Source organism: Nonomuraea sp. NPDC050383, assembly GCF_044459125.1.
GTDB lineage: Bacteria > Actinomycetota > Actinomycetes > Streptosporangiales > Streptosporangiaceae > Nonomuraea.
This window is the reverse complement of sequence record NZ_JBITIP010000002.1, coordinates 659051-684431: the sequence shown is the minus strand read 5'-3', so window position 1 is coordinate 684431 and position 25381 is coordinate 659051. Positions and strand designations below refer to the sequence as shown.

The 25381-nt window shown below is 70.5% G+C and carries 21 protein-coding genes; 8 read left to right on the top strand and 13 right to left on the bottom strand.

Features of this window, described 5'->3' with window-relative positions; genetic code table 11:
• Positions 1 to 17: 17 nt before the first annotated feature.
• The 9 genes from ACIBG4_RS07840 to ACIBG4_RS07800 form a co-directional block, all read right to left on the bottom strand.
• Entirely contained in the window at positions 18 to 1271 is a 1254-nt protein-coding gene (locus ACIBG4_RS07840; protein ID WP_397201166.1) for an NAD(P)/FAD-dependent oxidoreductase, read from the bottom strand.
• A 76-nt stretch (positions 1272 to 1347) separates the two neighbouring features.
• On the bottom strand, positions 1348 to 2985 hold the full coding sequence (ctaD, locus tag ACIBG4_RS07835; RefSeq protein WP_397201246.1) for a cytochrome c oxidase subunit I: 1638 nt from the start codon (positions 2983 to 2985) through the stop codon (positions 1348 to 1350).
• A 175-nt stretch (positions 2986 to 3160) separates the two neighbouring features.
• Complete coding sequence (locus ACIBG4_RS07830; protein ID WP_397201165.1) at positions 3161 to 6736, bottom strand: S8 family serine peptidase; 3576 nt, start codon at positions 6734 to 6736, stop codon at positions 3161 to 3163.
• A gap of 175 nt (positions 6737 to 6911) precedes the next feature.
• Positions 6912 to 8411, bottom strand: a complete 1500-nt coding sequence (locus tag ACIBG4_RS07825) for an Ig domain-containing protein (protein ID WP_310712783.1) — start codon at positions 8409 to 8411, stop codon at positions 6912 to 6914.
• Positions 8412 to 8422: 11 nt separating this feature from the next.
• Positions 8423 to 10351: an Ig domain-containing protein gene (locus ACIBG4_RS07820; protein ID WP_397201164.1), complete on the bottom strand. Its 1929-nt coding sequence runs from the start codon at positions 10349 to 10351 to the stop codon at positions 8423 to 8425.
• 11 nt (positions 10352 to 10362) lie between these two features.
• Positions 10363 to 11265 (bottom strand): carbohydrate ABC transporter permease, encoded by a 903-nt coding sequence (locus ACIBG4_RS07815; protein WP_397201163.1) that lies wholly within the window; start codon positions 11263 to 11265, stop codon positions 10363 to 10365.
• Positions 11262 to 12143, bottom strand: a complete 882-nt coding sequence (locus ACIBG4_RS07810; RefSeq protein ID WP_310712778.1) for a sugar ABC transporter permease — start codon at positions 12141 to 12143, stop codon at positions 11262 to 11264. Before ACIBG4_RS07810 ends, ACIBG4_RS07815 begins: the two co-directional genes overlap by 4 nt.
• Positions 12144 to 13514, bottom strand: coding sequence for an extracellular solute-binding protein (locus tag ACIBG4_RS07805; protein WP_397201162.1), 1371 nt, complete (start codon positions 13512 to 13514; stop codon positions 12144 to 12146).
• Between the two features lie 11 nt (positions 13515 to 13525).
• Positions 13526 to 15424 (bottom strand): glycoside hydrolase family 127 protein, encoded by a 1899-nt coding sequence (locus ACIBG4_RS07800; RefSeq protein ID WP_397201161.1) that lies wholly within the window; start codon positions 15422 to 15424, stop codon positions 13526 to 13528.
• 119 nt (positions 15425 to 15543) lie between these two features.
• On the opposite strand from ACIBG4_RS07800, the gene ACIBG4_RS07795 reads away from it, so the two are divergent.
• Positions 15544 to 16566, top strand: a complete 1023-nt coding sequence (locus ACIBG4_RS07795; protein ID WP_310712773.1) for a LacI family DNA-binding transcriptional regulator — start codon at positions 15544 to 15546, stop codon at positions 16564 to 16566.
• Positions 16567 to 16575: 9 nt separating this feature from the next.
• On the opposite strand, the gene ACIBG4_RS07790 is transcribed toward ACIBG4_RS07795, so the two are convergent.
• Positions 16576 to 17061 carry a metallophosphoesterase family protein gene (locus ACIBG4_RS07790; protein WP_397201160.1) on the bottom strand — a complete coding sequence of 162 codons (486 nt, stop codon included), beginning with the start codon at positions 17059 to 17061 and terminating at the stop codon, positions 16576 to 16578.
• Positions 17062 to 17168: 107 nt separating this feature from the next.
• On the opposite strand from ACIBG4_RS07790, the gene ACIBG4_RS07785 reads away from it, so the two are divergent.
• From ACIBG4_RS07785 to ACIBG4_RS07770, 4 genes are read left to right on the top strand one after another with little or no spacing between them, the layout of a single operon-like run.
• On the top strand, positions 17169 to 17390 hold the full coding sequence (locus ACIBG4_RS07785) for a hypothetical protein (RefSeq protein WP_310712770.1): 222 nt from the start codon (positions 17169 to 17171) through the stop codon (positions 17388 to 17390).
• Between the two features lie 60 nt (positions 17391 to 17450).
• Positions 17451 to 17921 (top strand): nuclear transport factor 2 family protein, encoded by a 471-nt coding sequence (locus ACIBG4_RS07780; RefSeq protein ID WP_397201159.1) that lies wholly within the window; start codon positions 17451 to 17453, stop codon positions 17919 to 17921.
• Between the two features lie 47 nt (positions 17922 to 17968).
• The gene (locus ACIBG4_RS07775) at positions 17969 to 18460 is read left to right on the top strand and encodes a YciI family protein (protein WP_397201158.1); all 492 of its coding nucleotides are present in this window, start codon (positions 17969 to 17971) and stop codon (positions 18458 to 18460) included.
• Positions 18457 to 19668 carry an RNA polymerase sigma factor gene (locus tag ACIBG4_RS07770; protein WP_397201157.1) on the top strand — a complete coding sequence of 404 codons (1212 nt, stop codon included), beginning with the start codon at positions 18457 to 18459 and terminating at the stop codon, positions 19666 to 19668. The genes ACIBG4_RS07775 and ACIBG4_RS07770 overlap by 4 nt, the downstream gene beginning before the upstream one ends.
• A 27-nt stretch (positions 19669 to 19695) precedes the next feature.
• Here the strand turns inward: ACIBG4_RS07770 and ACIBG4_RS07765 are convergent, their stop codons facing one another.
• Positions 19696 to 20310 (bottom strand): histidine phosphatase family protein, encoded by a 615-nt coding sequence (locus tag ACIBG4_RS07765; RefSeq protein WP_397201156.1) that lies wholly within the window; start codon positions 20308 to 20310, stop codon positions 19696 to 19698.
• Positions 20307 to 21560, bottom strand: coding sequence for a PEP/pyruvate-binding domain-containing protein (locus ACIBG4_RS07760; RefSeq protein WP_397201155.1), 1254 nt, complete (start codon positions 21558 to 21560; stop codon positions 20307 to 20309). The genes ACIBG4_RS07765 and ACIBG4_RS07760 overlap by 4 nt, the downstream gene beginning before the upstream one ends.
• A 56-nt stretch (positions 21561 to 21616) precedes the next feature.
• On the opposite strand from ACIBG4_RS07760, the gene ACIBG4_RS07755 reads away from it, so the two are divergent.
• Both ACIBG4_RS07755 and ACIBG4_RS07750 read left to right on the top strand, forming a co-directional pair.
• Entirely contained in the window at positions 21617 to 22012 is a 396-nt protein-coding gene (locus tag ACIBG4_RS07755) for a DNA-binding protein (RefSeq protein WP_397201154.1), read from the top strand.
• Complete coding sequence (locus tag ACIBG4_RS07750) at positions 22009 to 22644, top strand: transcriptional regulator (RefSeq protein ID WP_397201153.1); 636 nt, start codon at positions 22009 to 22011, stop codon at positions 22642 to 22644. The genes ACIBG4_RS07755 and ACIBG4_RS07750 overlap by 4 nt, the downstream gene beginning before the upstream one ends.
• 336 nt (positions 22645 to 22980) lie before the next feature.
• Here the strand turns inward: ACIBG4_RS07750 and ACIBG4_RS07745 are convergent, their stop codons facing one another.
• Positions 22981 to 23418 carry an NUDIX domain-containing protein gene (locus ACIBG4_RS07745; RefSeq protein WP_397201152.1) on the bottom strand — a complete coding sequence of 146 codons (438 nt, stop codon included), beginning with the start codon at positions 23416 to 23418 and terminating at the stop codon, positions 22981 to 22983.
• Between the two features lie 647 nt (positions 23419 to 24065).
• Between ACIBG4_RS07745 and ACIBG4_RS07740 the strand changes: the two genes are divergently transcribed.
• Entirely contained in the window at positions 24066 to 25379 is a 1314-nt protein-coding gene (locus tag ACIBG4_RS07740) for an MFS transporter (protein ID WP_397201151.1), read from the top strand.
• Positions 25380 to 25381 lie beyond the last annotated feature (2 nt).

Sequence of the window (25381 nt, the reverse complement as noted above, 5' to 3'; positions counted from 1 at the left end):
TCCGCACCTCCGATGAGTCACTCCGCGACCGAGGCGCGACTCCTGCGCGGCCCGAAGTAACGCCAGAAGAAGTTGACGAGCACGCTGGCCCGGTTGCGCCCGCCGAGCAGGTACGCGACGTGCAGGAAGATCCAGGCGAGCCAGGCCGGCAGCCCGCGGAAGGTGAAGCCGTTGGACAGCTGCACGACGGCCTGGGCGCGACCGACGATCGCCATGATGCCGGGGTCCTTGTACCGGAACGGCACGGTGGCGCGGCCCCGCGCCGCGGCGAGGATCTGCCTGCCGGCGTGCTCGCCCATCTGGATGCTCGGCTGGGCGAGCTGCGGCAGCGGCTCCGGCGGCAGCGCGAGGTCGCCGACGACGTAGACCTCGGGGTGCTCGCCGAGGTTCAGCGTCTCGGTGACGGTGACCCGGCCGCCCTTGCCCTGGGGCAGGCCGCAGTCGGCGACCTCCTTGGGGGCGGTCACGCCCAGCGCCCAGACGGTCACGTCGCTGTGCAGGCGCGTGCCGTCGGCCAGGACGACCGCGTCCGGCTCGACGGAGGCGACGGTCGCCCCGAGCCGCAGCCGCACCCCGCGCTTGCGCAGCGCCCGCGCGGCGGCGTCCCGCAGGCTCGGCTTGTACGGAGCCAGCACGTAGTCGAACCGCTCGACCAGGGTGACGCTGGTCTGGTCGGGCCTGATCTCCGGATGGGTGAGCGGGATCGTCCGCGCTCGCAGCTCGGCCATGGTTCCCGAGATCTCCACCCCGGTGGCCCCGCCGCCCACGACCACCACGTGGGTGCTCGGGCGCTTGCCCATGGCGGTCTCCTCCAGGCAGCGCTGGAGCCGCGAACGCAGCGTCTCGGCGTCGCGCACCGAGTACATGGGCAGCGCGTTCTTCTCGGCGCCCTCGATGCCGAGCCAGTTGGTGGTGACCCCGGTGCCGAGGACCAGGTAGTCGTAGTCGAGGACGGCGCCGTCGGTGAGCTCGACCTGCTTCTGGTCGAGGAGCAGCTTGCCGAGCCCGGCCGCGTGCACGCGCACGCGCGGGTACTTCGCCGCGAAGGCCCGCAGCGGGTAGGTGACGTCGCCGGCGGCCATGGCGGCGGTCGCCACCTGGTACAGCAGCGGCTGGAAGGTGGTGTAGGGGTGGTGGTCGACGAGCGTGACCCGCGCTCCCCCTCGGGCGAGCTCGCGGGTGGCGCTGAGCCCCGCGAAGCCCCCGCCCACCACCACGACGTGCGGCCTGGCCGGCCTCTCATGCCGCTTCTGCCGCGTACCTTCCACCATCACAGGCGCCCCTTCCGGCGTGTCGTCCCACGCAGTGCATATGGCACAAAGGGGACTCCCTAAACCTCGCTTCCGGTCACGCGGCGGGTTCCAGGGGTTCGCGCGGGTAGTGCAGATCGAAGGCGGGACGCTCCGATCGGATCGGCGGCATGAAGGTGAAGTTGTGCCGCGGCGGCGGGCACGAGGTGGCCCATTCGAGCGAGTTGCCGAAGCCCCACGGGTCGTCCACGGTCACGCGCGGCGCGCGGCGCGCGGTCATCCAGACGTTGTAGAGGAACGGCAGCGTGGACAGCCCCAGCAGGAACGCGCCCAGCGAGGAGATCTCGTTCAGCGTGGTGAAGCCGTCGGCCGGGCTGTAGTCGGCGTAGCGGCGCGGGAAACCGGCCACCCCGAGCCAGTGCTGGATGAGGAACGTGGTGTGGAAGCCGACGAACAGCATCCAGAAGTGCACCTTGCCGAGCCGGTCGTTCAGCATGCGGCCGGTCATCTTGGGCCACCAGAAGTAGAAGCCCGCGAACATCGCGAACACCACGGTGCCGAACACCACGTAGTGGAAGTGCGCGACCACGAAGTAGGTGTCACTGATGTGGAAGTCCAGCGGCGGCGAGGCCAGGATGACGCCGGTCAGCCCGCCGAGCAGGAACGTGACGAGGAAGCCGATCACGAACATCATCGGCGTCGCGAAGCTCAGGTGCCCCCGCCACATGGTGCCGATCCAGTTGAAGAACTTCACGCCGGTCGGCACGGCGATGAGGAAGGTCATGAACGAGAAGAACGGCAGCAGCACCTGGCCGGTGGGGAACATGTGGTGCGCCCACACGGTCATCGACAGGCCCGCGATGGCGATCGTCGCGCCGATCAGGCCCACGTAGCCGAACAGCGGCTTGCGGCTGAAGACGGGGATGACCTCGGTGACGATGCCGAAGAACGGCAGCGCGATGATGTAGACCTCGGGATGGCCGAAGAACCAGAACAGGTGCTGCCACAGGATCGGCCCGCCGCTCGACCCGTCGAAGATGTGCGTGCCGAACTTCCGGTCGATCTCCAGCGCCAGCAGCGCGGCGGCCAGCACCGGGAACGCCATGAGCACCATCATGCTGGTCAGCAGCGTGTTCCAGGTGAAGATCGGCATGCGGAACATCGTCATGCCGGGCGCCCGCATGCAGATGATCGTGGTGATGAAGTTGACCGACCCGAGGATCGTCCCGACCCCCGACAGGGAGAGGCCCATGATCCAGAAGTCGCCGCCCAGGCTGGGCGAGAACGTGATCGACGACAGCGGCGTGTAGGCGAACCAGCCGAAGTCCGCCGCCCCCAGCGGCACCACGAAGCCCCAGACCGCCATGAGGCCGCCGAACAGGAACAGCCAGTACGCCACCGCGTTCAGCCGCGGGAACGCCACGTCCGGCGCGCCGATCTGCAACGGCATGATGACGTTGGCGAACCCCGCGAACAGCGGCGTGGCGAACAGCAGCAGCATGATCGCGCCGTGCATGGTGAAGAGCTGGTTGTACTGCTGGGCCGAGACGAACTGCAGCCCCGGCGCGAACAGCTCGGCCCGGATGATCATGGCCATCACGCCGGCCGCCAGGAAGAACCCGAAGGACGTGATCAGGTAGAGGTAACCGATGACCTTGTGGTCGGTCGTCGACAGCCAGTTGGCGAGCATCTCACCCGTGCGGCGCCTCTTCACCGGGGCGAGCGGTGAGGTCATCGGCTCGCCGGCGGCCGGCTTCTGTGTCGTCACCCGGTCCTCCCCCTGCTGCGTCCCGGCGTCCTGCCCCCGCGCGTGACGCCTTCCACCAGGAATACCCGTAGCCGGGTCAAGGAAGGATCGGCCCGCGGTCACGACTCGCCCCGCATCGGCGGGGCGAGTCGCGCCCGGTCCGTCAGGAGGTCGCCTTGTCCGGCCGCTCGGAGACGCGGATGGCGTTGAGGATCGGGTCGCCCTGCCGGGTGGCGAAGCGGACGTTGAGCTGGCCGTCGGTGACCTTCACCGTGTACTGCCTGCTCACGGCCGTGTACGTGCCGGCCTCCAGGGCGAGGTCGAGCGCCGGGATGGCGAGCTGGCCCTCGACCAGCACGTCGAAGACGCGCTTGCCGATGCCCGTCGAGCGGAGGTCGGCGAAGTCCAGCTCGACGGTGTAGGTGCCGGCGGGCACGCCGTCGAAGCGGTACTCCAGCATGCCCTCCCGGGCGGTGCGGAACAGCGCCTGGTCGTCGGTGCCCTTGATGGTCTTGGACGTGGACTGGGTGCGGTTGGAGGTGGCGACGTAGCCGTGGCCGCCCTGGGTGTACTTGCGGTCGGCCGTCCAGGCGTCGCCGCCGGCGTCCACGGCGCCCTTGTTCGCGCCCACGTCCACCGCGATCTGGAGCTTGGGCACGACGACCGTCACCTTGACCTCGATGACGGGCTGCCGTCCGCTGGCCGACCTGATGAGCAGCTTGCCGCTGCGCAGCGTGCCGGGCTGGAGGCCGGCGCTGGAGGCGGTGACCTTCAGCGTGACCTGCTGTCCCTTGGCCAGGTCGCCGGACGTGGGCGTGACGGCGAGCCAGCCCTGCGCGGGATCGGCGGCGACGGTGTAGGCGGTGGTCGAGCCGAGGTTGGTCAGCTCGAAGGTGCGTGTCCGGCTGGCCTCGGCGGGCATCACCAGGGTGATCTCGCCGACGGAGGAGCTGACCCGGCCGGTGACCAGAGCCGTGTCGATGCGGGTGATCGTGGCCGGGGCGATGGTGACGGGCTTGGTGAAGGTGCCGTAGTTCTCCTTGGACACCTCGACCTGGTAGTCGCCGGCGAGGAGCTGGCCGGAGAAGGCGCCGTCGGGGCCGGTGGTGAGGGTGGCCACGTCGCCGATCTTCACCGTGGCGCCGGGCAGCGGGTCACCGTCGTTGGCGTCGGTGACGACGCCGACGACCAGGCCGTGCCGGCTGGCGGTGAAGGTGAGGCTCTGGCCGTCGGTGAGGGCTGGCTCCTCGTAGGAGTAGAGCATGCCGTCGGCGCCGGTCGCGTTCTCGATGCCGATGGTGGCGCTGGTGCCCTGGTCGCGCTGGCTGTCGACGCCCTTGTAGCGGTAGCTGACGGTGCCGTCCTCGCCGAGCAGGGCGGCGAAGGAGATGCGCTGCGTGGCGTCGTTGTAGTACTTGACGTTGCGCCACTCGATCACGAACTGGCGGTGCGGCGCCGTGCCGGTGACGCCGGTGTAGACGCCGGCGTTGGCGTCCACGACCAGGTCGTCCCAGTACGGGTAGACGGCGTTGTTGGGCGTGCCGGCGGTGGGCAGCCGGCCGTTGCCGCCGCTGGTGGCCTTGTCGGCGGCGAAGGTGGCCATGCCGTTGGTGGCGATCCACGCCTTGGCCTGCCCCGTGCCGTAGAACGGGACCGGGAAGGGCAGCGTCACCTGCTGGGCGTCGTCGTCGCCGGTGAGGGCGAGCTTGTCGGTGCCCGCCACGTACGGCTCGGCCCCGGTGCGGCAGGTGTAGCCGAAGTTGTCGCCGCGCAGCCCCAGCTCGATGTCCTGGACCGTGTCGCCGGAGAGCGTGACGCCCACGGAGGCGCCGCGGGCGCAGCGGGAGGACGGAGTGACGGTGATGGTGTACTCGCCGTGCGGGAGCGACAGCCGGTAGCGGCCGGCGGCGTCGGTGACGGTGCTGACCGGCGTGCCGGCGGCCTCCACCTTGGCGCCGGGCTCCGGCGAGCCGGCCGTGGTGACCGTGCCGGACACGACGGCGGAGGGCTGCTGGACCAGGGAGACGTCCGCGGTGGCGCGCTGGCCGGCGGTGATCGTGGCGGTGGCCTCGCCGGCGGCGTAGCCGAACTTCTCGGCCGTGATCCGGTAGTCGCCGGGCAGCAGGCGCGGCACGGCGTACGTGCCGTCCTGGCCGGTCACGGCGGTGCGGGTGACCGGGCCGGTGATGGTGACGGTGACGCCGGCCACGGGGCCGCCGGTCGAGGTGCCCGTGGTGGAGGTGCCCGTGGTGGAGGTGCCCGTGGTGGAGGTGACGGTCCCGGCCAGGTCGCCGACGTCGTCGCGGGGCGCGGCCTGGACGGCGGCGTAGGCGTCGAGCCGGCCCTCGCCCCAGACGTTGTTGTCGGCGGCGGTGCCGCCGCAGGAGGTGTCGTTCACGTCGATCGCCGTGCCGTCGAGCAGCGGCCGGGTGGCCGCCACGTCACCCTGGAGGGCGGGCGCGGCCGACCAGATGAGCGCCACGGTGGCCGCGACGTGCGGCGAGGCCATGGACGTGCCGGTGTAGGAGTCGTAGCCGCCGCCGGGCACGGAGGAGCGCACGTTCACGGCCGGGGCGGCGATGTTCGGCTTGATCTCGCCGTTCTCGCCCTCGCCCTTGCTGGAGCGGGCGTAGACCGCGTTGTTGACGTCGAAGCCGCCCGCGCTGTAGCTGCTCACGTACTGGCCGGGCGAGCCGCTGGTCCGGCAGGCCGGGCCCTCGTTGCCGTTGGCGAAGGCCGGGAAGATGCCGGCCGCCACCCACGCCTCGACGGTCTCCTTGTACCAGGGGTCGAAGCCGTCGCCGCCCCAGGAGTTGTTGACGATGTCCGGCGCGAGGTCGGGCCTCGGGTTGGCGCCGTTGAGGTCGGTGGGGGCGAGGACCCACTGGCCGGCGGCGAGCAGGGAGGCGTCGGTGCAGGTGTTGACCTCGCAGCCCTTGGCGGCGATCCACTTCGCGCCGGGTGCGACGCCGATGCCGTCGGCGCCGACCATGGTCCCCATCGTGTGCGTGCCGTGGCCGTTGTTGTCGCACGGCGCGGCGCTGGGGCAGATGTGGGCGGGGTCGAACCAGTTGTAGTCGTGGGTGTAGGAGCCGTCGGCGTTGCGCCCCCGGTAGGCGGCGGCCAGCTCGGGGTGGTCGAACTGGGCGCCGGAGTCGATGTGGGCGACGACGATGCCCTCGCCGCGGTCGCGCAGGTCGCTCCACACGCGCGGGGCGCCGATGCGGTCGATGTTCCACTCGACGGCCTTGACCCGCGCCTCCGCCTTGCCCGGGTCCGGCTTGGGCAGCGTCAGCGTGCGGACCGGCTCGATGCCGGTGACCTCGGGCAGCTTGGCGAGCTCGGCGGCCAGCTTGGCCCCGGCGGTGACGCGGACGGCGTTGACGATCCAGTACGAGGTGTAGTCGGCGTCCTGCGAGTCCAGGAGCTTGCGCACGCCGGCCTGCGAGGTCCGGGCCTGCTCGGTCTTGGCCTCGAAGACCTGCTCGGCCTTGGCCTCCTTGGTCCTGGCCCGGCGGGCGGCACTGAGGTCGGCGGCGCCCTTGAGGCGTACCCAGAAGGTGGCCTTGCCGTCGTCGGCCAGCTCGGCCTGGACGGTGGGACTGATCTTGTCCGCGCCGGCCGCGGCGGCCGCGGCGGACGCGCGCGCCGCCAGCGCGGGGGCGCCCAGCGGCAGGATGAGGGTGAGGACGGCGATGATCCCGGTCAGGATCGCACGCCGGCGGGGGGTGTTCGGCACACGCTCTCCTTCACACCCGGCGGGGGCGGGCCCCCGCCGGGGTAGAGCTGATCTTTACGCCTACGGGTCGAGGGTGAAGAGATCGTGTGCGCTTTGCAAGAGGTCCTGCCATAACAAGACCCGAAAAGTCATGAAATGTGATCTGGTCAGGGGCAATGTCAGGACATAGCGTCGTTTATCGGACGGTGAGCGTGTAGTCCTTGGTCACGGGCGTGCTGAGCTTGTCGTAGTCCCTGAGCTGCACGGTGAAGGTGAAGGTGCCCGCCTTGGCCGGCGTGCCGGCGAGGGCGCCGGTGAACCGGTCGAGCGTCACTCCCTCGGGCAGCGCGCCGCTCGTGACCTGCCAGTCGTAGAACGGCACGCCACCCTTGGCCGCCAGCCGCTGCTCGTACGGCCGGCCGGCGGTGGCCCGGCCGAGCGAGCCCGTCTCGATGGACGGCTTGAGGAACGGCGTGAGCTTCCGGTTGAGCTTCCAGCCGGCGTTCTCCGCGATGAGCAGGGACAGCTTGGTCAGCTCCCACCTCCTGGTCGGGAACACGTGCCGCCAGCCGCCGCTCTGCCCGCTCAGCCGGTCCCAGTACGGCTCGTCGCCGGGCACGTGGTAGCTGGAGTCGAGCGGCACCGGGTAGCCCTGGTAGTCGATGACCTCCTGGTCGTCGCGGCCCTTGCTCTCGACGTACTTCGCCATGCCCTCCCAGTCGCTGTGGTAGGCGACGGCGTGGCCGTACTCGTGCATGACCAGCCCGTGGACGTCGATGACCGAGCCGAGGTCGGTCTTGTACCAGTCCTCGTCGCCCAGCGAGGTGAACAGCTTCATGAGCTGCTCGTCGTACTCCAGGATCATGCTGGTCGAGCGGTGGTACGGCGTGGGCTTGCCGTCCTGGGTGTGGAACTTGCCGTTGATCGTCGGGAAGCCCGTCGAGTACGGCGTCTGGATGCCGCGGAAGAAGACGTACATCCCGTTGTACGGCTTGGCGTTGCTCGCCTCCACCTCGTTCTGCCAGTCGTCGCCCGGCAGCCGCGTGACCTCGTCGCCGGCCGGGACGGTGTCGAACGGCTTGAGGTCGAAGAAGGCGAACCAGTTGCGCACGGCCGTCTCGGCGGCCTTGCGGACGCCGGGGTCCGAGAAGTACTTGGTGATCGTGTCGTAGCGGTAGTCGAAGTCGATCGGGACGGTCGGCTCCAGCTTCTTCTTCTCGTCCTGCTGGACCCGGATGGGCATGGTCTGGGTGGCCGTCGCGCCGGTCGCGTCGGTGGTCTTCATGATCCACTTGTGCTGCTCGTCCTGGCCGGGACCCTGCTTGGAGTGGATGGCCAGCCGCACCACCTCCCGGTCGGCCGGCCCGGTGAGAGTGAAGGACTTCGTCGCCCCGGTCGCGGTCAGCTCGCTCGGCGTGTTGAACATCAGCCGTGACGTGCCCTCGGCCTTGAGGTCCACGGTCAGCGGGTAGGCGATGCCCGGCGTCTTGGGCGCCCGCACGGTCAGCTCGACGTACGGGTTGGCCAGGTAGCCCTGCCAGTCGACGAGCTGCACGCCGTAGCCGTTGACGTTGCGGTAGAAGATGTCGAAGACGTCGAGGTTCGGCGCGGCCTGCCGGGCCGCGAGGCCGGGAGCGGGTACCGAGAGGGCACCCAGCAGCCCGGCCAGCGCGGTGACGATGGCGGTCTTCCTCATGAGGTCCTTTCCTAGGTGTTCGCCTTGACTTCGAGCAGCCCGACCGAGCCCTGGCCGCTCTGGAGCACGACCCTGAGCCGGGTCGTGGTCACGCCGGTGAAGGTCACGTGGTTGTAGGCGTCGGCCGCGACCGGATAGGTGCCCGGGATGTCCACGTACGCCGAGCCGTTCCACTGCTGGAGCTTCCAGGAGGCGGGCAGGCGCACCCCGTCGGCGTCGTCGAAGAAGTAGACGTCGGCGGACCTGAGGGTCTGCGCGGACGGCCAGGTCAGCTCGGCCCACTGCTGGCCGGTGTTCGGCCAGGTGCCCCAGCGGGGGTTGACGGTGTCGTTCGAGCGCGGCGGGTCGATCCCGTCGTTGACGGCCGCGACGCTCTCCCAGGCCGAGGTGTACGAGGCCGACGGGGTCGCGCCGCCGGCCACGTTCACGGACGTGCCGCCGCCTCCGCCGACCGTGAGCTGGAAGGTCTTCGTGACCGGGGTGCTCAGCTTGTCGTAGTCGCGAAGGCGCACGGTGAAGCCGTACGTGCCGGCCGTCGTGGGCGTCCCGCTGATCGCGCCGGTGAAGCGGTCGAGCGACAGGCCCGGCGGCAGCGAGCCGGAGGTGACCTGCCAGTCGTAGAACGGCACGCCGCCCTTGGCGGTCAGCGTCTGCCGGTAGGCCTGGCCGGGCGACGCCTGCGGCAGGGAGGCCGTGACGATCGACGGCTTGAGGAACGGGGTGAGGTTGCGGTTCAGCTTCCAGCCGGCGTTCTCGGCGACGAGCAGGGACAGCTTGGTCATCATCCACCGGCGGGTCGGGAACAGGTGGGTCCAGCCGCCGCTCTGGCCGCTGATCCGGTCCCAGTACTTCTGGTCGCCGGGGATGTGGTAGCTGCTGTCGAGGGGCACCGGGTAGCCCTGGTACTCGACGACGTCCGGGTCGTTGCCGCCGCCCGAGACGTAGGAGCGCATGCCGGCCCAGTCGCTGTGGAAGGCGACGGCGTGGCCGTACTCGTGCATGACCAGGCCGTGGACGTCGAGGACCGGGCCCGCGATCTCGGTCTTGTACCAGTCCTCGTCGGCCAGGGAGGTGAACAGCCGCTTGCCGGCCTCGTCGTACTCGAAGATCATCGCGGTGGAGCGGTGGAGCGGGCCGGCGACCTGCGAGCCGCCTCGGGTGTGGTACTTGCCGTTGGCGGCCGGGTAGCCGGTCGAGTACGGGGACTGGATGCCGCGGAAGAACACGTACATGCCGGTGTAGGCGGAGCCGTTCGTGACGGTGATCGTGTTCTGCCAGTCGTCGCCCGGCAGGTGGTTGGTCTCGGCCCCGGCCGCCACGCTGTCGAACGGCTGGACGTCGAAGAAGCGGAACCAGTCCTTGACCGCCTCCTCGGCGGCCGTGCGGAAGGCCGGGTCGGAGAAGTAGCCGGTGATCGTGTCGTAGCGGTAGTCGAAGGTGATGGGGATCGACGGCTCCAGCGCGGTCTTCTCGTCCTGCTGCACCATGATCGGCATGCTCTGCTGGAACGTGGCTCCGCCCGCGTCCCTGACCGACAGCCGCAGCGTGTGCTGCTCGTCGGCGCCGGGCCCGCGCTTGGAGTGGATCGCCAGCTTGAACGTCTTCTGCTCGCTCGCGCTCGCGAAGGTCAGCGTCTTGGTGGCGCCGGTGGCGGTGAGCTGGCTGGGCAGGTCCATCATCAGGCGGGAGGTGCCCTCGGCCTTGAGGTCGATCGTGACCGGGAACCGGGCGTCCTGCGGGGGCTTGACGGTCAGCTCGATGTACGGGTTGGCCAGGTAGCCCTGCCAGTCCACGAGCTTGACGCCGTAGTCGTTGACGACCCTGCCGTACATGTCGACGACCTGGGCGGCGGACAGGGCGTGCGCGGCGGGCGCTCCGACGCCGAGCGGGACGAGGATCGAGGCGAGGAGCAGGACGACGGCGGCCGTTAATCGTTGCATGGGACCTCTTCTCAGTTCTTGATGCCGGTGAGCGTGACTCCTTCGATGAAGTAGCGCTGCAGGAAGAAGAAGAGCGCGATGATCGGGGCGATGACGGCCGCCGAGGCGGCCATGAGGTAGCCCCACTGCGTGATGAACACGCTCTGGAACGAGGCCAGCCCGAGCGAGAGCGTGTACTTCTCCTCGTCCTGCAGGTAGAGCAGCGGCCCCAGGAAGTCGTTCCAGGTGCCGATGAAGGTGAAGATCGTGACGACCACGATGGCCGGCTTGGACAGCGGCATGACGATCGTCCAGTAGACCCGCCACGGCGAGGCGCCGTCGATGTAGGCGGCCTCGTCCAGCTCGAACGGGATCGTCAGGAAGAACTGCCGCAGCAGGAACACGTTGAACACGCCGCCCCCCGCCCCGCCGAACCAGGCCGGCACGGTGAGCGGGACGAACGTGTCGATCGCCCCCAGCTCCTGCCACATGACGAACGTCGGGATGATCGTCACGGCGTACGGCAGCATCACGCCGGTGAGCAGCAGCGCGAAGACGGCGTTACGGCCCTTCCAGCGCAGCCGCGCGAAGCTGAAGGCGGCCACCGAGCAGGTGAACACCGTGCCGATCACGCAGACGACGGCGATGATCACGGTGTTGAGCAGGTAGAGGCCGAACGGCTGGGCGGTGAGCGCCTCGCCGAAGTTGGACCACTGGAACGGGCTCGGGATCCACTCCGGCGGGGCGACGAACATCTGGGCGTCGGTCATGAGCGCGCTGCGCACCAGCCACACGAACGGCAGGAGCGTCGGGATCGCGCCGAGGGTCAGCCCCACGTACAGCAGCGCCCTGCCGTACCGGCGCGGCCGGCGCAGCCCGGCGGTCGGCGCGACGCCCCGCGGTCGCGTCTTCTCCGGCGCCGCGAGCGCGGTCATCGGGCGCCCGCCATCTCGTAGTAGACCCAGCGCCGGGCGTTGCGGAACATGAGGAACGTCACCACCATGATGATCATGAACAGCACCCAGGCGAGGGCGCTGGCGTAGCCCATCTCGCTCTCGGTGAAGGCCTTGCGGAAGATGTAGTAGACGTAGAAGAGCGTGGCCTGGTTGGGTCCGCCCTCGGTCATCACGTACGCCTGGGTGAAGACCTGGAAGGTACCGACGACGCCGACCACCAGGTTGTAGAAGATGGTTGGGGTCATCATGGGCAGCGTCACGTGCCAGAAGCGCCGCCACGGCCCGCCGCCGTCGATCGACACGGCTTCGTACAGGTGGCGCGGCACGCCCTGGAGCCCCGCCAGGAAGATCACCATGGTGTTGCCGAAGCCCCACGTGCTCATGATGATCAGCGACGGGACGGCCATCTCCTCGCTGTAGACCCACTGCGAGGTCGGCAGGCCGGCCTCGCGCAGCAGGGAGTTGAGCAGCCCGAAGTCCGGGTTGAAGATCCAGATCCAGAGCACCACGTTGGCGATGGCCGGGACCAGCGTCGGCAGGTAGAAGATCGTCCGCCACAGCGGCAGGCCGCGGGCCTTCTGGTTGAGCAGCATGGCGACCGCGAAGCTGACGATCAGCGTGAGCGGCACCGCGCCGAGCGTGTAGTAGGTGGTGGCGCCGAGCGACTTCCAGAACAGCGGGTCGTCGGCCAGAGCCGTGTAGTTGTCCAGGCCCACGTACGTGGGCGCGCCGCCGACCTGCCAGTCGGTCAGGCTGAAGAAGAACGACGCGATCATCGGTCCGACCGTGAAGATGACGAACCCGAGGATCGCGGGCAGCGCCATGAGGACGCCCCATCGCGCCTCGAACCTGCGCATCTAGAGCTCCTGGGTGTGGTGCCAGCCCTGCAGCATCGCGGTGATCTTCGGGGCGGCCTCCTTGAGCACGTCCGCGGCGGGCCGCTTGCCCGACTCGATCTCCTGCAGCGCCGGGGTCAGCACGTCGCTGGAGATGGACGACATGTTCTTGATCCGGTTGCGCATGTCGGGGACCCCGTGCTCGCGGGTGTAGTCGACGACCGCCGTGCGGAACTCGGGCGGGTGCGCCGCGTTCTTCGTCCAGGAGTCCACGGCCGCGGAGTCCTCGTAGTACTTCTTCTCCTGCGGCATCCACAGGCCCTGCTGGTACAGGTCCACGTAGCGCGGGTCGTTGTGGAAGGCGAACAGCTCGACCGCCTCCTCCACGTGCTTGCTGCCGGCGAAGACCGCCGACGCGCCCGCCACCTGGGTCGTGGTGAACGGCTCGCCGTACTTGGGCAGCACGCCGATCCCGAAGTTCACCTTGCTCTGGTTCATGTCCAGCAGCGACCAGTGGCCGTCGACGACCATGGCCACCCGCTTGGTCTTGAGCAGCACGTTCGTGCCGGGCACGTCGTCACCGGTGGCGGCGAGCTGGCCGGGGCCGGGCATGACCCGGTGCTTGTAGATGAGGTCCTGGAGGTTCTGGAACACCTTGATCGCCTCGGGCGTGTCCAGCAGGCAGCGCTTGCCCGCCTCGTCGGCGAAGTCGGCGCCGTTGCTGCGCAGGAAGCCGTACCAGGCGGCGCCGTAGGTGATGCTGCTGGAGATGCCGAACTGCCGGATCTGCTTGGGGTCGAACCCGGACTCGTCGGGGTGCTTGCCGTTCTGGTCGACCGTCAGCTTGTAGGCGTTCTGGACGAGCTGGTCCCACGACCAGGCCGAGGCGGCGTCGGCGGGCGGCGGCGCGACGCCGGCCTCGGCCAGGGCGTCCTTGGCGTACCAGAGCAGCATGACCTCGTTGGCGGTGGCCAGACCGTGCAGCTTGTCCTGGCCGTACCACAGGTAGGCGTCGGGCAGGCAGCCGGCGAGCTGCGGGTACTTCTTCACGTACGGGAACAGGTTGACCAGCGTGCCCTGCTCGGCCAGCCGGAACGACATGCCCATGGGCACGTAGCCGACGTCGGGCACCCGGCCGCTGGCGACCAGGGTGTTGAGCTTGACGTCGTACTCGTCGGGCGTGAACAGCGCCTTGACGTTGACGCCCGCGTTCTTCTGCTCGTACTGCCGGAGCATCTTCTCCACGGCCGTCTTCTCGAAGGTGGACCCCCAGTACATGAACTGGAGCTGGGTGCCGCCCTTCGAGCCGCCGGCGCCGCCGCCCCCGCAGGCCGCCGCCGCGGCGCCGAGCGCGGCCAGCCCGCCGATCCTGAACAGATCACGTCGATTCATCTGGTGGTTCCTTACGCGAGGGGCAGCCAGACCCGCATCGCGCCCGCGCCGCGGTTGTCCCACTGGTAGTAGGGGACGGCGGTGGCGGTGACACGAGTGGGGGGCGTGCTCGTGGGGGGTGTACCGGTGTAGGCGAGGGTGGGCGGGTCGGCCGCGTACGCGCCGGCCTCGATGAGGACGGTCCGGCCGAGGCCCGGCACGTCCTCCTTGTGGACCACGCGCAGCTCGGCCCGCGGGTCGAGCGCGAGGTCGTCCACGTCGGCCCGCTGGTCGATCTGCTCGAAGCAGTAGACGAGCGGCCCGCGCTCGACGGCCGCCGTGCCGCGCACGGCGTCGATCCGCCGGTTGGGGTAGGTGAGGCGGGGCGTCAGGTCGAGGTCGAGCTCGACCGTGTCGCCGAGCCGCCACTCGCGGGTGACGACGGCGTAGCCGCGCTCGTCCGGCTCGGCCGGCACGGTCTCGCCGCCGACGGTGACGGTGGCGGCGCCGGCGCTCCAGGCGGGGACGCGCAGCGCCAGCGACCACGGGCCGGCCGGGGCCCGCTCCACGGTGAAGACCACCTTGCCGTCCCAGGGGTAGCCGGTGGCGACGGCGAGGTCCAGGTCGCCCGAGCGGATCGCGCCCGGCGCGTACTGGTGGACGTGCAGCGCCCGCTCGGCCGTCGTGGCGATGTAGTGGCCGAGGGAGGAGACCGTGCGCATGATGTTGGGCGGGCAGCAGGCGCAGGCGAACCACTCGCGCCGCCGCCCCAGGTAGGCGTCCTCGACGGTGTCGTCGCGGCGCTGGAGCGGGTTGACGTAGAAGAAGCGCAGCCCGTCGGCCGAGGTGGAGGCGGCGAAGGCGTTGTGAAGGACACGCTCGATGAGGTCGGCGTAGCGACCGTGGCCGGTGGCCAGCAGCAGCCGCCAGTTCCAGTGGATGCTGGCGATGGCCGCGCAGCTCTCGTTGTAGGCGCGGTCCGGCGGCAGCTCGTAGCGCTCGCCGAACGCCTCGCCGTCGTGGCGGGAGCCGACGCCGCCGGTCAGGTACATCTTGGTGGCGACCATGTCCTCCCAGCGGCGGACCGAGCACTCCAGCAGCGACTCGTCGCCGGTCTCCAGGTAGACGTCGACGATGCCGGCCTCCAGATAGAGCTGGCGCACGGCGTGGCCGACCGGGGTGTCGGCCTCCCTGACCGGCAGGTGGTCCTGGGCGTACAGCGGGCCCATGCCGCTGTCCTTGATCAGGCCCTTGCCGCGGTTGTCGATGAGCTTGCCCGCGAGGTCGAGGTAGGAGCGCTCGCCGGTGACCCGGTAGAGCTCCACCAGGGCGGTCTCGACCTCGGCGTGGCCGTCGATGCCGTCGTCGCCGCCCTTGAGGAACACCTCGACCAGGTGGTCGGCCAGCCTGCGCGCCACCGCCGTCAGCCGCTCGTCGCCGCCCGCCCGCGCCCCGGCCACCGCGGCCTGGAACAGGTGGCCGGCGCAGTACATCTCGTGGCTGTACTCCAGCTCGGCGTAGATCTTGTCGGGCTTGACCACCTGGTAGTGGGAGTTGAGGTAGCCGTCGGCCCGCTGCGCCCGGCCGAGCAGGGCCGCCGACTCCGCGACGAACTCCAGGTAGCCGGATCCGGGCCGGCGGGCCTGCTCCCAGGCCACCGCTTCGAGCTGCTTGTACAGGTCGGAGTCCTGGAACCGGTACCCCTGGTAGGCGCCTTCCGCCTCGCCCGCCGCCAGGCGCAGGTTCGGCACGCTGCCCGCGCGCTCCATCTGCTCCAGGCCGAGCGGGATGCTGGCCTCGCGATTGATCCGCTGCCAGCGGCCCAGCGGCCCGCCGGTGATGTCGACGTCACGGACGCCCAGCGGGCGCCACACCGCCTTGGCACCCTGGGTGGGTACGGCGGGGCCACAGACCTGAGGGGGGTTGACCATAGAGCTCCTTCACTCGCCCCGAAGGAAAATAAGGAATAGGTTTTCCTTAGGGGAACGTAGATCCAGGCCGAGGTCAGCGTCAAGAGTCTTATAGTGAGAGTGGTTGGAAAGGAAAAGGTTTGTCCTCTGAACAGGCTCATGTCGTCACCATCCGCGAGGTGGCCGCGGCCGCCGGCGTCTCCATCGGCACGGCCTCCAAGGCGCTCAACGGCCGCGGCAAGCTGCGCGAGGAGACCCGGGCCCGGGTGAGCGCGGCGGCCGAGCGCCTCGGGTTCCGCCCGAACCCGCTGGCGCAGGGCCTGCTGGCCGGCCGCACCTACACGGTGGGCCTGGTGACCGGCGACAGCTTCGGCCGGTTCAGCATCCCGGTCATGCTGGGCGCGGAGGACGCGCTCGGCGCGGGGCAGATCTCCGTGTTCATGTGCGACACGCGGGACGACCCGATCCGGGAGCAGCACTACGTGGAGCGGCTGCTGGCGCGGCGCGTGGAGGGCATCATCGTCACCGGCCGGCGCACCGAGCCGCGGCCCAGCATCGGCGCGGACCTGCCGGTGCCGGTGGTCTACGCGATGACCCAGTCCTCCGGGGACGACGACTTCTCCGTCATTCCCGACGACCGGGGCGGAGGGGCGCTCGCGGCCCGCCACCTGCTCGCCACCGGCCGCACCCGGATCGGCCACGTGACGGGCCCGGAGCGGTTCGAGGCGGCCAGGCGGCGGGCGGAGGGCATGGCGGGGGCGCTGGCCGAGGCGGGCGCCCGGCCCGCGGGCGAGCCGCTGTTCGGCGAGTGGACCGAGGAGTGGGGGCGGCAGGGGGCCGACATCCTGCTGCGGGCACACCCGGACGTGGAGGCGATCTTCTGCGGCAGCGACCAGATCGCGCGGGGGGTGTCGGAGACGTTGCGGGAGCGGGGGCTGCGCATCCCGGACGACGTGGCGGTGGTGGGCTTCGACAACTGGGAGCCCATGGTGGAGGGCAGCCGCCCGCCGTTGACGACCGTGGACATGAACCTGGGCGAGATCGGCCGGATCGCGGCGGAGCACCTGCTGGAGGCGATCGGCGGCGCACCGCGGGCCCGCGGGGTGCTCACGGTGCCGTGCAGCCTCGTCCTGCGCGAGTCCACCCGCGTCAACCCGGCCTGACCCCGTACCTCATGGGGTGACAGGCACGATCCGGGCCTCCTGGAGGGCGCCGTGGTCGATCGTCAGCAGGCCGACCGTGCCATGGGGCTGGCGGCGGCGGTCCGTCGGCGAGCCCGGATTGAAGATGCGCAGGCCGTCGCCCGCCTCGTCCATCGGGATGTGGGAGTGGCCGAAGACCACCAGGTCCGCGCCGGGGAAGCGGCGGCGCAGCCGGGGCAGGCGGCCCTTGGCCGGTCCGCTGTCGTGGATCATGCCGACCCGCAGGCCGTCCAGGGTCAGCTCCAGCGTCTCGGGCGCGGTCACGTCCGGGCCGTCGTTGTTGCCCTTGACGACGTGGACGGGCGCGTACGCCGCCAGCTCGTCGAGCACGGAGGCGACGCACACGTCCCCGGCGTGCAGGATCACGTCGGCGCCGCGCAGGTGCCCGGCCACCCGGGGCGGGCACGAGCGCCAGCGGCGGGGCGCGTGCGTGTCGGAAAGGACCACCACTCTCACGCCTCTCCCCTGCCCGCTTCCCCCGGAAGGGCACCCCCTACGAAAGTCTCCCGGCCCCATCCCGATGACCGATCCGCCGGGAGAGGACCGGGTCATAGTGTCCGATCATGCGCAAAGCCATCCAGGTGACGGGTCTGATCCTGCTGCTCCAGGGCGTCAGCGGCGCCATCGACCATCTGGCCGTCCAGCCGTTCATGGGCTTGTTCCTGAACTTCTTCAACCGGGTGATCGTGCCCCGGGTGGATCTCCTGGCCGCCCAGCCGCTGTTCGCCAACCTCGCCCTGGCGGTGCTCGGCCTCGTCATGATCATCGCGGCCGCGCGGTCGTAGCTCGCGGGCAGGTCCAGGCCCGCCCTAGCTTGCCTACCAAGCGTTTGGTTGAATCCGGGGATGGACCCTCACGAGATCGCCGACCGGCTGGAGATCATCGACCTGCTGGGCCGCTACGCCCGCGCCGTCGACTCCGGCCGGTGGCACCTCCTCGACGACGTCTTCACCCCCGACGCCGTCATCGACTACCGCTCCGCGGGAGGCATCCGGGGCAGCCGCGCCGAGGTCACGGCGTGGCTGGCCGAGGTGCTGTCCGGGTGGCCCGGCCGGCTGCACCTGATCGGCTCCGTCACCATCCGCTTCGACGGGGCCGGCGTCGACGGACGGGACGAGGCCGCGGTGAGCGCCGCGTTCACCGACACGCTGGCCCCGTCACGCGAGATGGTGACGGCTGACACCGCCGGGCTGCTGCGGGGCGGCGGCTGGTACCACCACCGCGTGTGCCGCACCACTGACGGCTGGCGCAGCCGCGAGCTGGTCGAAGAGCAGTCCTGGCGGACCGTGACCGGTCGCCGGGCGTCCCCATCGTGATGCTTGACGCTTCGCCGGTCGGCCGGAGCGGCCGGGAGCCTCTTGGCATGGGTACGGAAGGAAATACTCAGGCGAACGTTCCGGCCGGGGATGTCAAGACGACGGGGGCGGCTCCGACCAACCAGTCGAAGGGCCCGGCCGGGCTCGCGAACCACGAGGAGTACGAGATGAAGTTCCTGATCAGCATGCACATCAACCCGAACGTGCTGGACGCGCTGACCGACGAGGAGAAGGCGGCGATCGGTGACGGCCACGGCAGGTTCATGGAGGCGGTGAAGAAGTCCGGCGAGCTGATCACCACGCAGGCGCTGGTCGACCCGTCACAGGCCGCCGTGGTCTCCGTGCGCAACGGCCAGCCGGTCGTGACCGACGGCCCCTTCCTGGAGGCGAAGGAGTATCTGGGCGGCTTCTACCTGATCGACTGCGAGAACAAGGAGCGGGCGATCGAGCTGGCGGCGCAGATCCCGGACGCCGCGATCGAGGGGCTGGGCATCGAGGTGCGGCAGGTGATGTTCGCTGACGGACAATTGGAGGCATGACAGCACCAGCCATCGAGGACCTGCTGCGTGAGCTCACGCCGCAGGTCCTCGGCACGTTGATCCGCCGGTACGGCCAGTTCGAAGGGTGCGAGGACGCCGTCCAGGAGGCCGTCCTCGCCGCCACCGTGCAGTGGCCGGCCGAGGGGGTGCCGGGCAACCCGCGCGGCTGGCTGGTGACTGTCGCGTCCCGGCGGTTCATCGACCAGATACGCAGCGACCACGCGCGCCGCGAGCGGGAGTCGGCGACGGCCGGCGAGGTGGTGCCCGAGGACGTGCCGGACACCGACGACACGCTCGTCCTGCTGTTCCTGTGCTGCCATCCGACGCTGACCGCCTCCTCCCAGACCGCCCTGACGCTGCGGGCGGTCGGCGGCCTGACCACTGCCGAGATCGCCCGCGCGTTCCTGGTGCCGGAGGCCACGATGGCGGTCAGGATCAGCAGGGCCAAGCAGCGCATCAAGGCCGCCGGCAGCTCCTTCAGCCTGCCGGACGGCGCGGAGCGCGAGGAGCGGCTGCGGGTCGTCCTGCACGTGCTCTACCTGATCTTCAACGAGGGCTACACGGCCTCCTCGGGCAGCGAGTTGCACCGCGCCGACCTCGCGCACGAGGCCATCCGGCTGACCAGGATGGTGCACGCGCAACTGCCCGAGGACGGTGAGGTGGCCGGGCTGCTCGCGTTGATGCTGCTGACCCACGCCCGCCGGGAGGCACGGACGACCGCGGCCGGCGACCTGGTGCCGCTGGACGAGCAGGACCGTACGCGGTGGGACCGCGCGCTGATCGAGGAGGGCAGCGAGCTGGTCAAGGCGTCGCTGGCCGGCCCGGCGCTGGGGCCCTACCAGTTGCAGGCCGCCATCGCCGCCACGCACGCCGACGCGGCCACGGCCGAGGAGACGAACTGGCCGCAGGTGCACGCCCTCTACCTCATCCTGGAACGGATAGCGCCCAACCCGATGGTCACCCTCAACCGGGCGATCGCGCTCGCCGAGATCGAGGGCCCGGCGGCCGGCCTGGCCCTGCTGTCCACCTTGGACGGTGACGAGCGGATGGCCCGGCATCACCGGTTGCTGTCCGTACGGGCGCATCTGCTGGAGAAGACCGGCGACCCGGCCGGGGCGTACGAGCACTACCGGCGCGCCGCGAAGGCCACAGCGAGCCTCGCCGAGCAACGCTACCTGGAGTCCCGAGCCGGCCGGCTGAGACCGTAGAGCCGGCCCCGGCGACCGGGATCCGATTCACGGCCTCATGCCGTTCGGGAATCCGGTCCAGCGCAGCTCGGCCGGGAGGTGGCTCATGTCGTTGAACATCACGATCGTGGGCGGCAGGCCGGTACGGTACTCGATGACCGTCAGCGCGGTGTTGGCGCTGTTCAGCCCGAGCCACCGGGATGGCGGCGCGTCCAGTGCGTGCCGCACCAGCCACGCGATCGGGTAGGCGTGCGTCACCAGGACGTCGTGCGTGTCGGACCGGGTCCCAGTCGTGGTCATGTCGGGCGCCTTCGCGAACCGGGCGACCAGGGCCGCGGCGAGCCTTCGGCCCGAGGCCGCCTCGGCGTCGTCGTAGCCGTCGAAGAAGCCGGTCCAGGACGGGGGTGTCTCGGCCGTGCTGGGAACGTAGGGCACATGATCGACCAGCTCGGCGGCCCCGGCCACGGGCACGCCCGGCAGCTGCCGGGCGAGTTCGTGTGCGCTCGCCACGGCGCGTGGCAGCGGAGAGTGCCACACGGCGTCGATCGGTAGACCGGCGAGCCGTTCGCCCAGCAGGCCCGCCTGCCGGCGCCCGGCGCCGGTGAGCTCCCCGAACGCGTCGGCCGCGCCGTGTCGGGCCAGATAGAGGTGTCGCGTCGTCATGAGGCGTTGGTCGTCGTGACGATGCCGTTGGTGCCGTCGATGGTGATGAGGGTGTCGTCGTGGAGCCTGCTCGTCGCGTTCGGGACGCCGAGGACGGCGGGGATGGCGTGCTCACGGGCGACGATCGCGGCGTGGGAGAGCACGCCTCCCGTTTCGGTGACGACGCCGGCGGCGATGCGCAGCAGCGGCGTCCACGCGGGGTCGGTGTAGGGGCAGACGAGGATGTCGCCCCGGTGCACGCGCGCGAAGTCTCCGGGACCGCGGACGATCCTCGCGGCGCCGGTCGCGGTCCCGTGACTGCCGGGTGTCCCGGTGAGTGTGGCGCCTGCTGTCCCCGAGGCTGCGGAAGGTCGGAGCAGTGGTGGCGGTGGGGGTGCGGCGGTGACCGGTCGTGCTTGCAGGATCCAGGCGCGGCCGTCGAGGATCGCCCACTCGATGTCCTGCGGCCCGCCCATCACCGCGGCGACCTCCTCTCCCAGCTCGGCGAGCCGCGTGACGGTCGCGTCGTCGATCGCCGGTCGGTCCCGGATGCCGGCGGGCACGTCGCTGACCACGAGCCGCGCGCCGCGCCGGTCGAGGCGGGTCGGTTTGTCCGCGACGGTGCGTGTGACCGACCCGTCGCCGGCGACGCGGTAGGTGTCGGGAGTGACCGTGCCCCCGACGACGGTGGGGCCCAGGCCCCACGACGCCTCGATCCGGGTCGCGTCGTCCGGGCCCGCGGGTGTGAACATGACCCCGGACACCTCGGCGTCCAGATGGCGTTGGACGATGACGGCCATCGCAGGATCGTCGGACGGCCGCTCGTCGCGGCCGGAGACGGCCCGGTAGCCGATGGCACGTGGAGAGAACAGTGAGGCCCAGCAGGCGCGTACGGCGTCGGCGACCTCGCCGGCCCCGTGGACGGCGAGGAAGCTCTCGTGCTGACCGGCCGCCGATGCCTGACCGGTGTCCTCGTTCGACGCCGATGATCTCACCGCCACAGGGCCGCCGAGCCCGTCGAGTGCGCGTCCCAGCGCGTCGATCACGTCGGCGTGGAGGGGGCGGGTCTCGATCCCCTGCCGCACGGCGTCAAGACCGTCCGGCTCGCCGGCGAACCGTCCGAGGTCCAGGTCGCGGACGGCGGCGCGGTAGGCGGAGAACGAGACGACGAAGCCGTCGGGAACCGGCAGGCCCGCGCGGAGCAGCGCGCCCAGTGCGCCGGCCTTGCCGCCGCAGGTATCGGCGACAGCCTCGCTGAGGGGTAGGATCATCCCGGCCTTTCAATAAATTATTGACAATATTTTGTTGAGTATGGATCGTAGGTGGCATGTCACGCAAGCAGGACCACGCTCACCCGGCGCACGCCGACCACATCCAGGCCCGGCGTGAGCACGAGGCGCAACAGCGTCTTCTGAGCCTGGGCGCGGACGCGCTCGACGCCCGTCCGTGGCGGCCCCCGCCCGCCCCGCCGACGGCGGTCGACCTCGCGCACTTCGCCGTCTGGCGCCACGCCGACCTGGACCCGGAGGACATCCTGAGCACGCTCACCCTCCTGCCCGCCGCACGCGCCGAAGTCGAAGGACTCGAATCCGCCCTGCTGTTCATCGCCCGGAGCGCGGGACTGACCTGGGCCCAGATGGCGCAGGCGATGGGGTTCAACTCCCCGCAGGCGTGCCAGCAGCACTACAACCGCCTCACGGCACGACAGGACGCCGACTCGTGACACCGGACTCTCCGCCCGACCTCCTGGCCCTGCACGCCGTCCGCATCACCGGGTTCGCGGACACACCGGTGATCGCTCAGCGGTACGGCCTCGACCCGGCTGAGACGAGAGAGGCGCTGCTCGACGCCGAAGCACGTGGCTGGGTCGAGCACACCGCCTTCGCCGGCACCGGGGGCTGGTCGCTGACCGAACGGGGCCGGGCGGAGGACGAGCGCCGGCTCGCGGCCGAGCTCGCCAGCGTCGGCGGCACCGACGAGGTCCGTGACGCCTACCGCGCGTTCCTCCCGCTGAACGCGCTCCTGCTACGAGCCTGCACCGACTGGCAACTCCGGCCCACCGCCGGAGATCGGCTCGCCGTCAACGACCACTCCGACCCCGTATGGGACGCCGGAGTCCTCCACGAGCTCACCGGCATCGACCGCGCGCTCGGGCCGCTCGCGGACCGGCTCGGGGGCGTCCTCACACGGTTCCGCGGCTACGACACGCGCTTCACCACAGCTCTGGCGCGCGCCCGAGCCGGGGAGAGCGCCTGGGTGGACCGCACCGACGTCGACTCCTGCCATCGCGTCTGGTTCGAGCTCCACGAGGACCTCATCGCCACGCTCGGCCTGGACCGCCACACGCAACCCTGACCCCACACTCCCCCGCCTCTCCGGCCCGCCACCTGCCCGTCGCTGGGCCGGCAGGGCCCGTTCTGGACGGTCGCCCGCCAGGAGCATCCGACCTCCACGACGAGCAGCACGCGACCGCATTCGTCCTGGCGGCACGGCCGAGCGGCGCTACTTCGTGATCCTGGTCGCAACGTCCAGGTGTGGTGCGGATCTCGGGCCCGCGCCGGCGGCCATGTGGCCGGTGGGCGTCGCCTGGAGCACTCCCTCCAACGCGCGTGGATGGCTGACTTGGCCGGGAGCGAGCAGCCGCTGCCTGCTCCGGACGGCCGCATCGTCGGCGCTCGTGAGCTGCTCGGTTCACAGCCCGATGGTGGACTTGGCGCCCATGTAGGAGCCGGCTCCGGGGAATCCGGCCTGGGCGAGCTCGGTGAAGCGGCGGCTGAATCCCAGTGACGGCAGGTCGCTGATGGGCACGAAGCGCACGCCCCGGATCGGTCTGGTGTCCGCGCCGTCGACGGCACCGAGGCTGCCGCCGGTCCGCGCCGCCTCGAAGGTGATGTGAACAACGTGGGTGTCGCCGCCAGGCAGGTGATCGCACAGGTACAGCAGCCGGCCGGCGTTCACCTCGATGCCGGTCTCCTCCCTCATCTCCCGCGCCAGCGCCTGGCTGAGCGGCTCGCCGTGCTCGACCTTCCCGCCGGGCAAGGACCAGGAGCGGCCGGTGTCGGTGTCCTGGTCCAGCAGCAGAATCCGCTCGTCCTCGATGAGGACGCCGGTGACGCGCACCTTCAGCACCCCGGCAACGTACCGCAGGCATCCTGGCCTCGTGGGGGCGCTGTCTGCCGACGAGTGGCTTCCGCATCACCCGCTCGATCGCGAGCGCTGAGACCGCGTCCGGCGACGGGAAGCGTCTCCTCCCAGGAGACGTCCAGGTAATACAGCGCGGTCTTGCCGCGGTGGTCACGGCGCAGGTCGCTCAACATCCCCCCATACCGGCCGGCGGTCAGGACACCCTCCACCAGCACGTGACAGCCGGCGTCCAAGGCGTGAGGCCGAATGTTCACCGCGCCTGGCCTGTCCAGCTCCCGCAGGATGTCGCGCCGACGAGATACGGGCCGGCCTCTCGCCCGTCGAGGTGGCCGGCGCTCGGGGGTCCGGGGGCCGGAGGCACCCGGCCAGGGGGTGTGGGGGAGCTCGGCTCCCCCACTGTCACAGCCCGAACCCCGTCGCGCGAAGCGCGCCCCTCCGTGAGGACCTTGCCTTCGAGGCCCCGTTCCCTGGTTCTCACAGCGCGATTGTTGCGGCCGTGTTTCGCTCGTTACCCATGTGTGCGCTTTGTTACAGGCGTGCGACACACGTAACCGCAGCACCGCCACGGACCGTCAGAGTGCGTAACCCGCCCTTCCTAGGCTCGCAGCCAGAAAGATCGAGCGTAGGAGGAGATGATGGCGCGGTGGCTCGCCGAATGGCACCCCGATGACGAGACCTTCTGGGAGACCAGAGGGAAGAGGATCGCACGGCGGAACCTCATCTTCTCGATCTTCGCCGAGCATCTCGGCTTCACCGTGTGGACGCTCTGGAGCATCGTGGCGACCAGGATGGGCGCCTACGACTTCTCCACCGACCAGCTCTTCTGGCTGGTGGCGCTGCCGAACCTGATCGGTTCGGCGCTGCGAGTGCCCTACACCTTCGGCCCGGCCAGGTTCGGCGGGCGTACCTTCACCACCTTCAGCGCGCTCATGCTGCTCATCCCGGCGGTGCTCCTCGGGGTGGCGGTGAACAACCCGGGCACGCCGTACTGGCTGTTCCTGGTGATCGCGGCGCTGGCCGGGGTCGGCGGCGGCAACTTCGCCTCCAGCATGGCCAACATCACCTACTTCTACCCCCGCTCCAAGCAGGGCGTCGCCCTCGGCCTCAACGCGGCCGGCGGCAACATCGGCGTCAGCTCCGTGCAGCTCGTCATGCCGCTGGTGATCGGCGGGCTCGGGCTGGCCGCGGCCGGCTGGTTCTGGGTGCCGTTCATCCTGGTGGCCGCCGGCTGCGCCTGGTTCTTCATGGACAACCTGACCACCGCCAAGGCCAGCCCCCGCGAGCAGCTCGCCGTCGCCGGACGGGCGCAGACCTGGATCATGTCGTTCCTCTACATCGGCACGTTCGGCTCGTTCATCGGCTACTCGACGGCGTTCCCGCTGCTGGCCAAGAGCCTGTTCCCGGACTCCCCGTGGGCGGCGGTGGCCTTCGCCGGGCCGCTGGTCGGCTCCCTCATCCGGCCCGTCGGCGGCTGGCTGGCCGACCGCCTCGGCGGCGCGCCGGTCACGCTGTGGAACTTCGCCGGCATGGGCGTGGGCGTCACGCTGGTCTGGCTCGCCGTCGACTCGGGCGCGTTCTGGCCGTTCTTCCTGGCCTTCCAGACGCTGTTCATCACCGCGGGCATCGGCAACGGCTCGACATACCGGATGATCCCCGCGATCTTCCAGGCCAAGGCGGTCGCCGAGCGCGGCGAGGGCGAGGAGGCTCTCCTGTACGGCAAGCGGCAGGCGTCGGCGGCGATCGGCATCATCTCCGCGGTCGGCGCGCTCGGCGGGTTCCTCATCAACCGGGCGTTCGGCATGTCGTTCGCGCAGACCGGCAGCCCGGCGACGGCACTGGCCGCCTTCGGCGCCTTCTACGTGTCCTGCTTCGTCCTGACCTGGTGGTGCTACACCCGGACCGTCGGCGTCTCGCGCGTCGCCAGCCTCGCCCACGCCAGGGTCTGAGA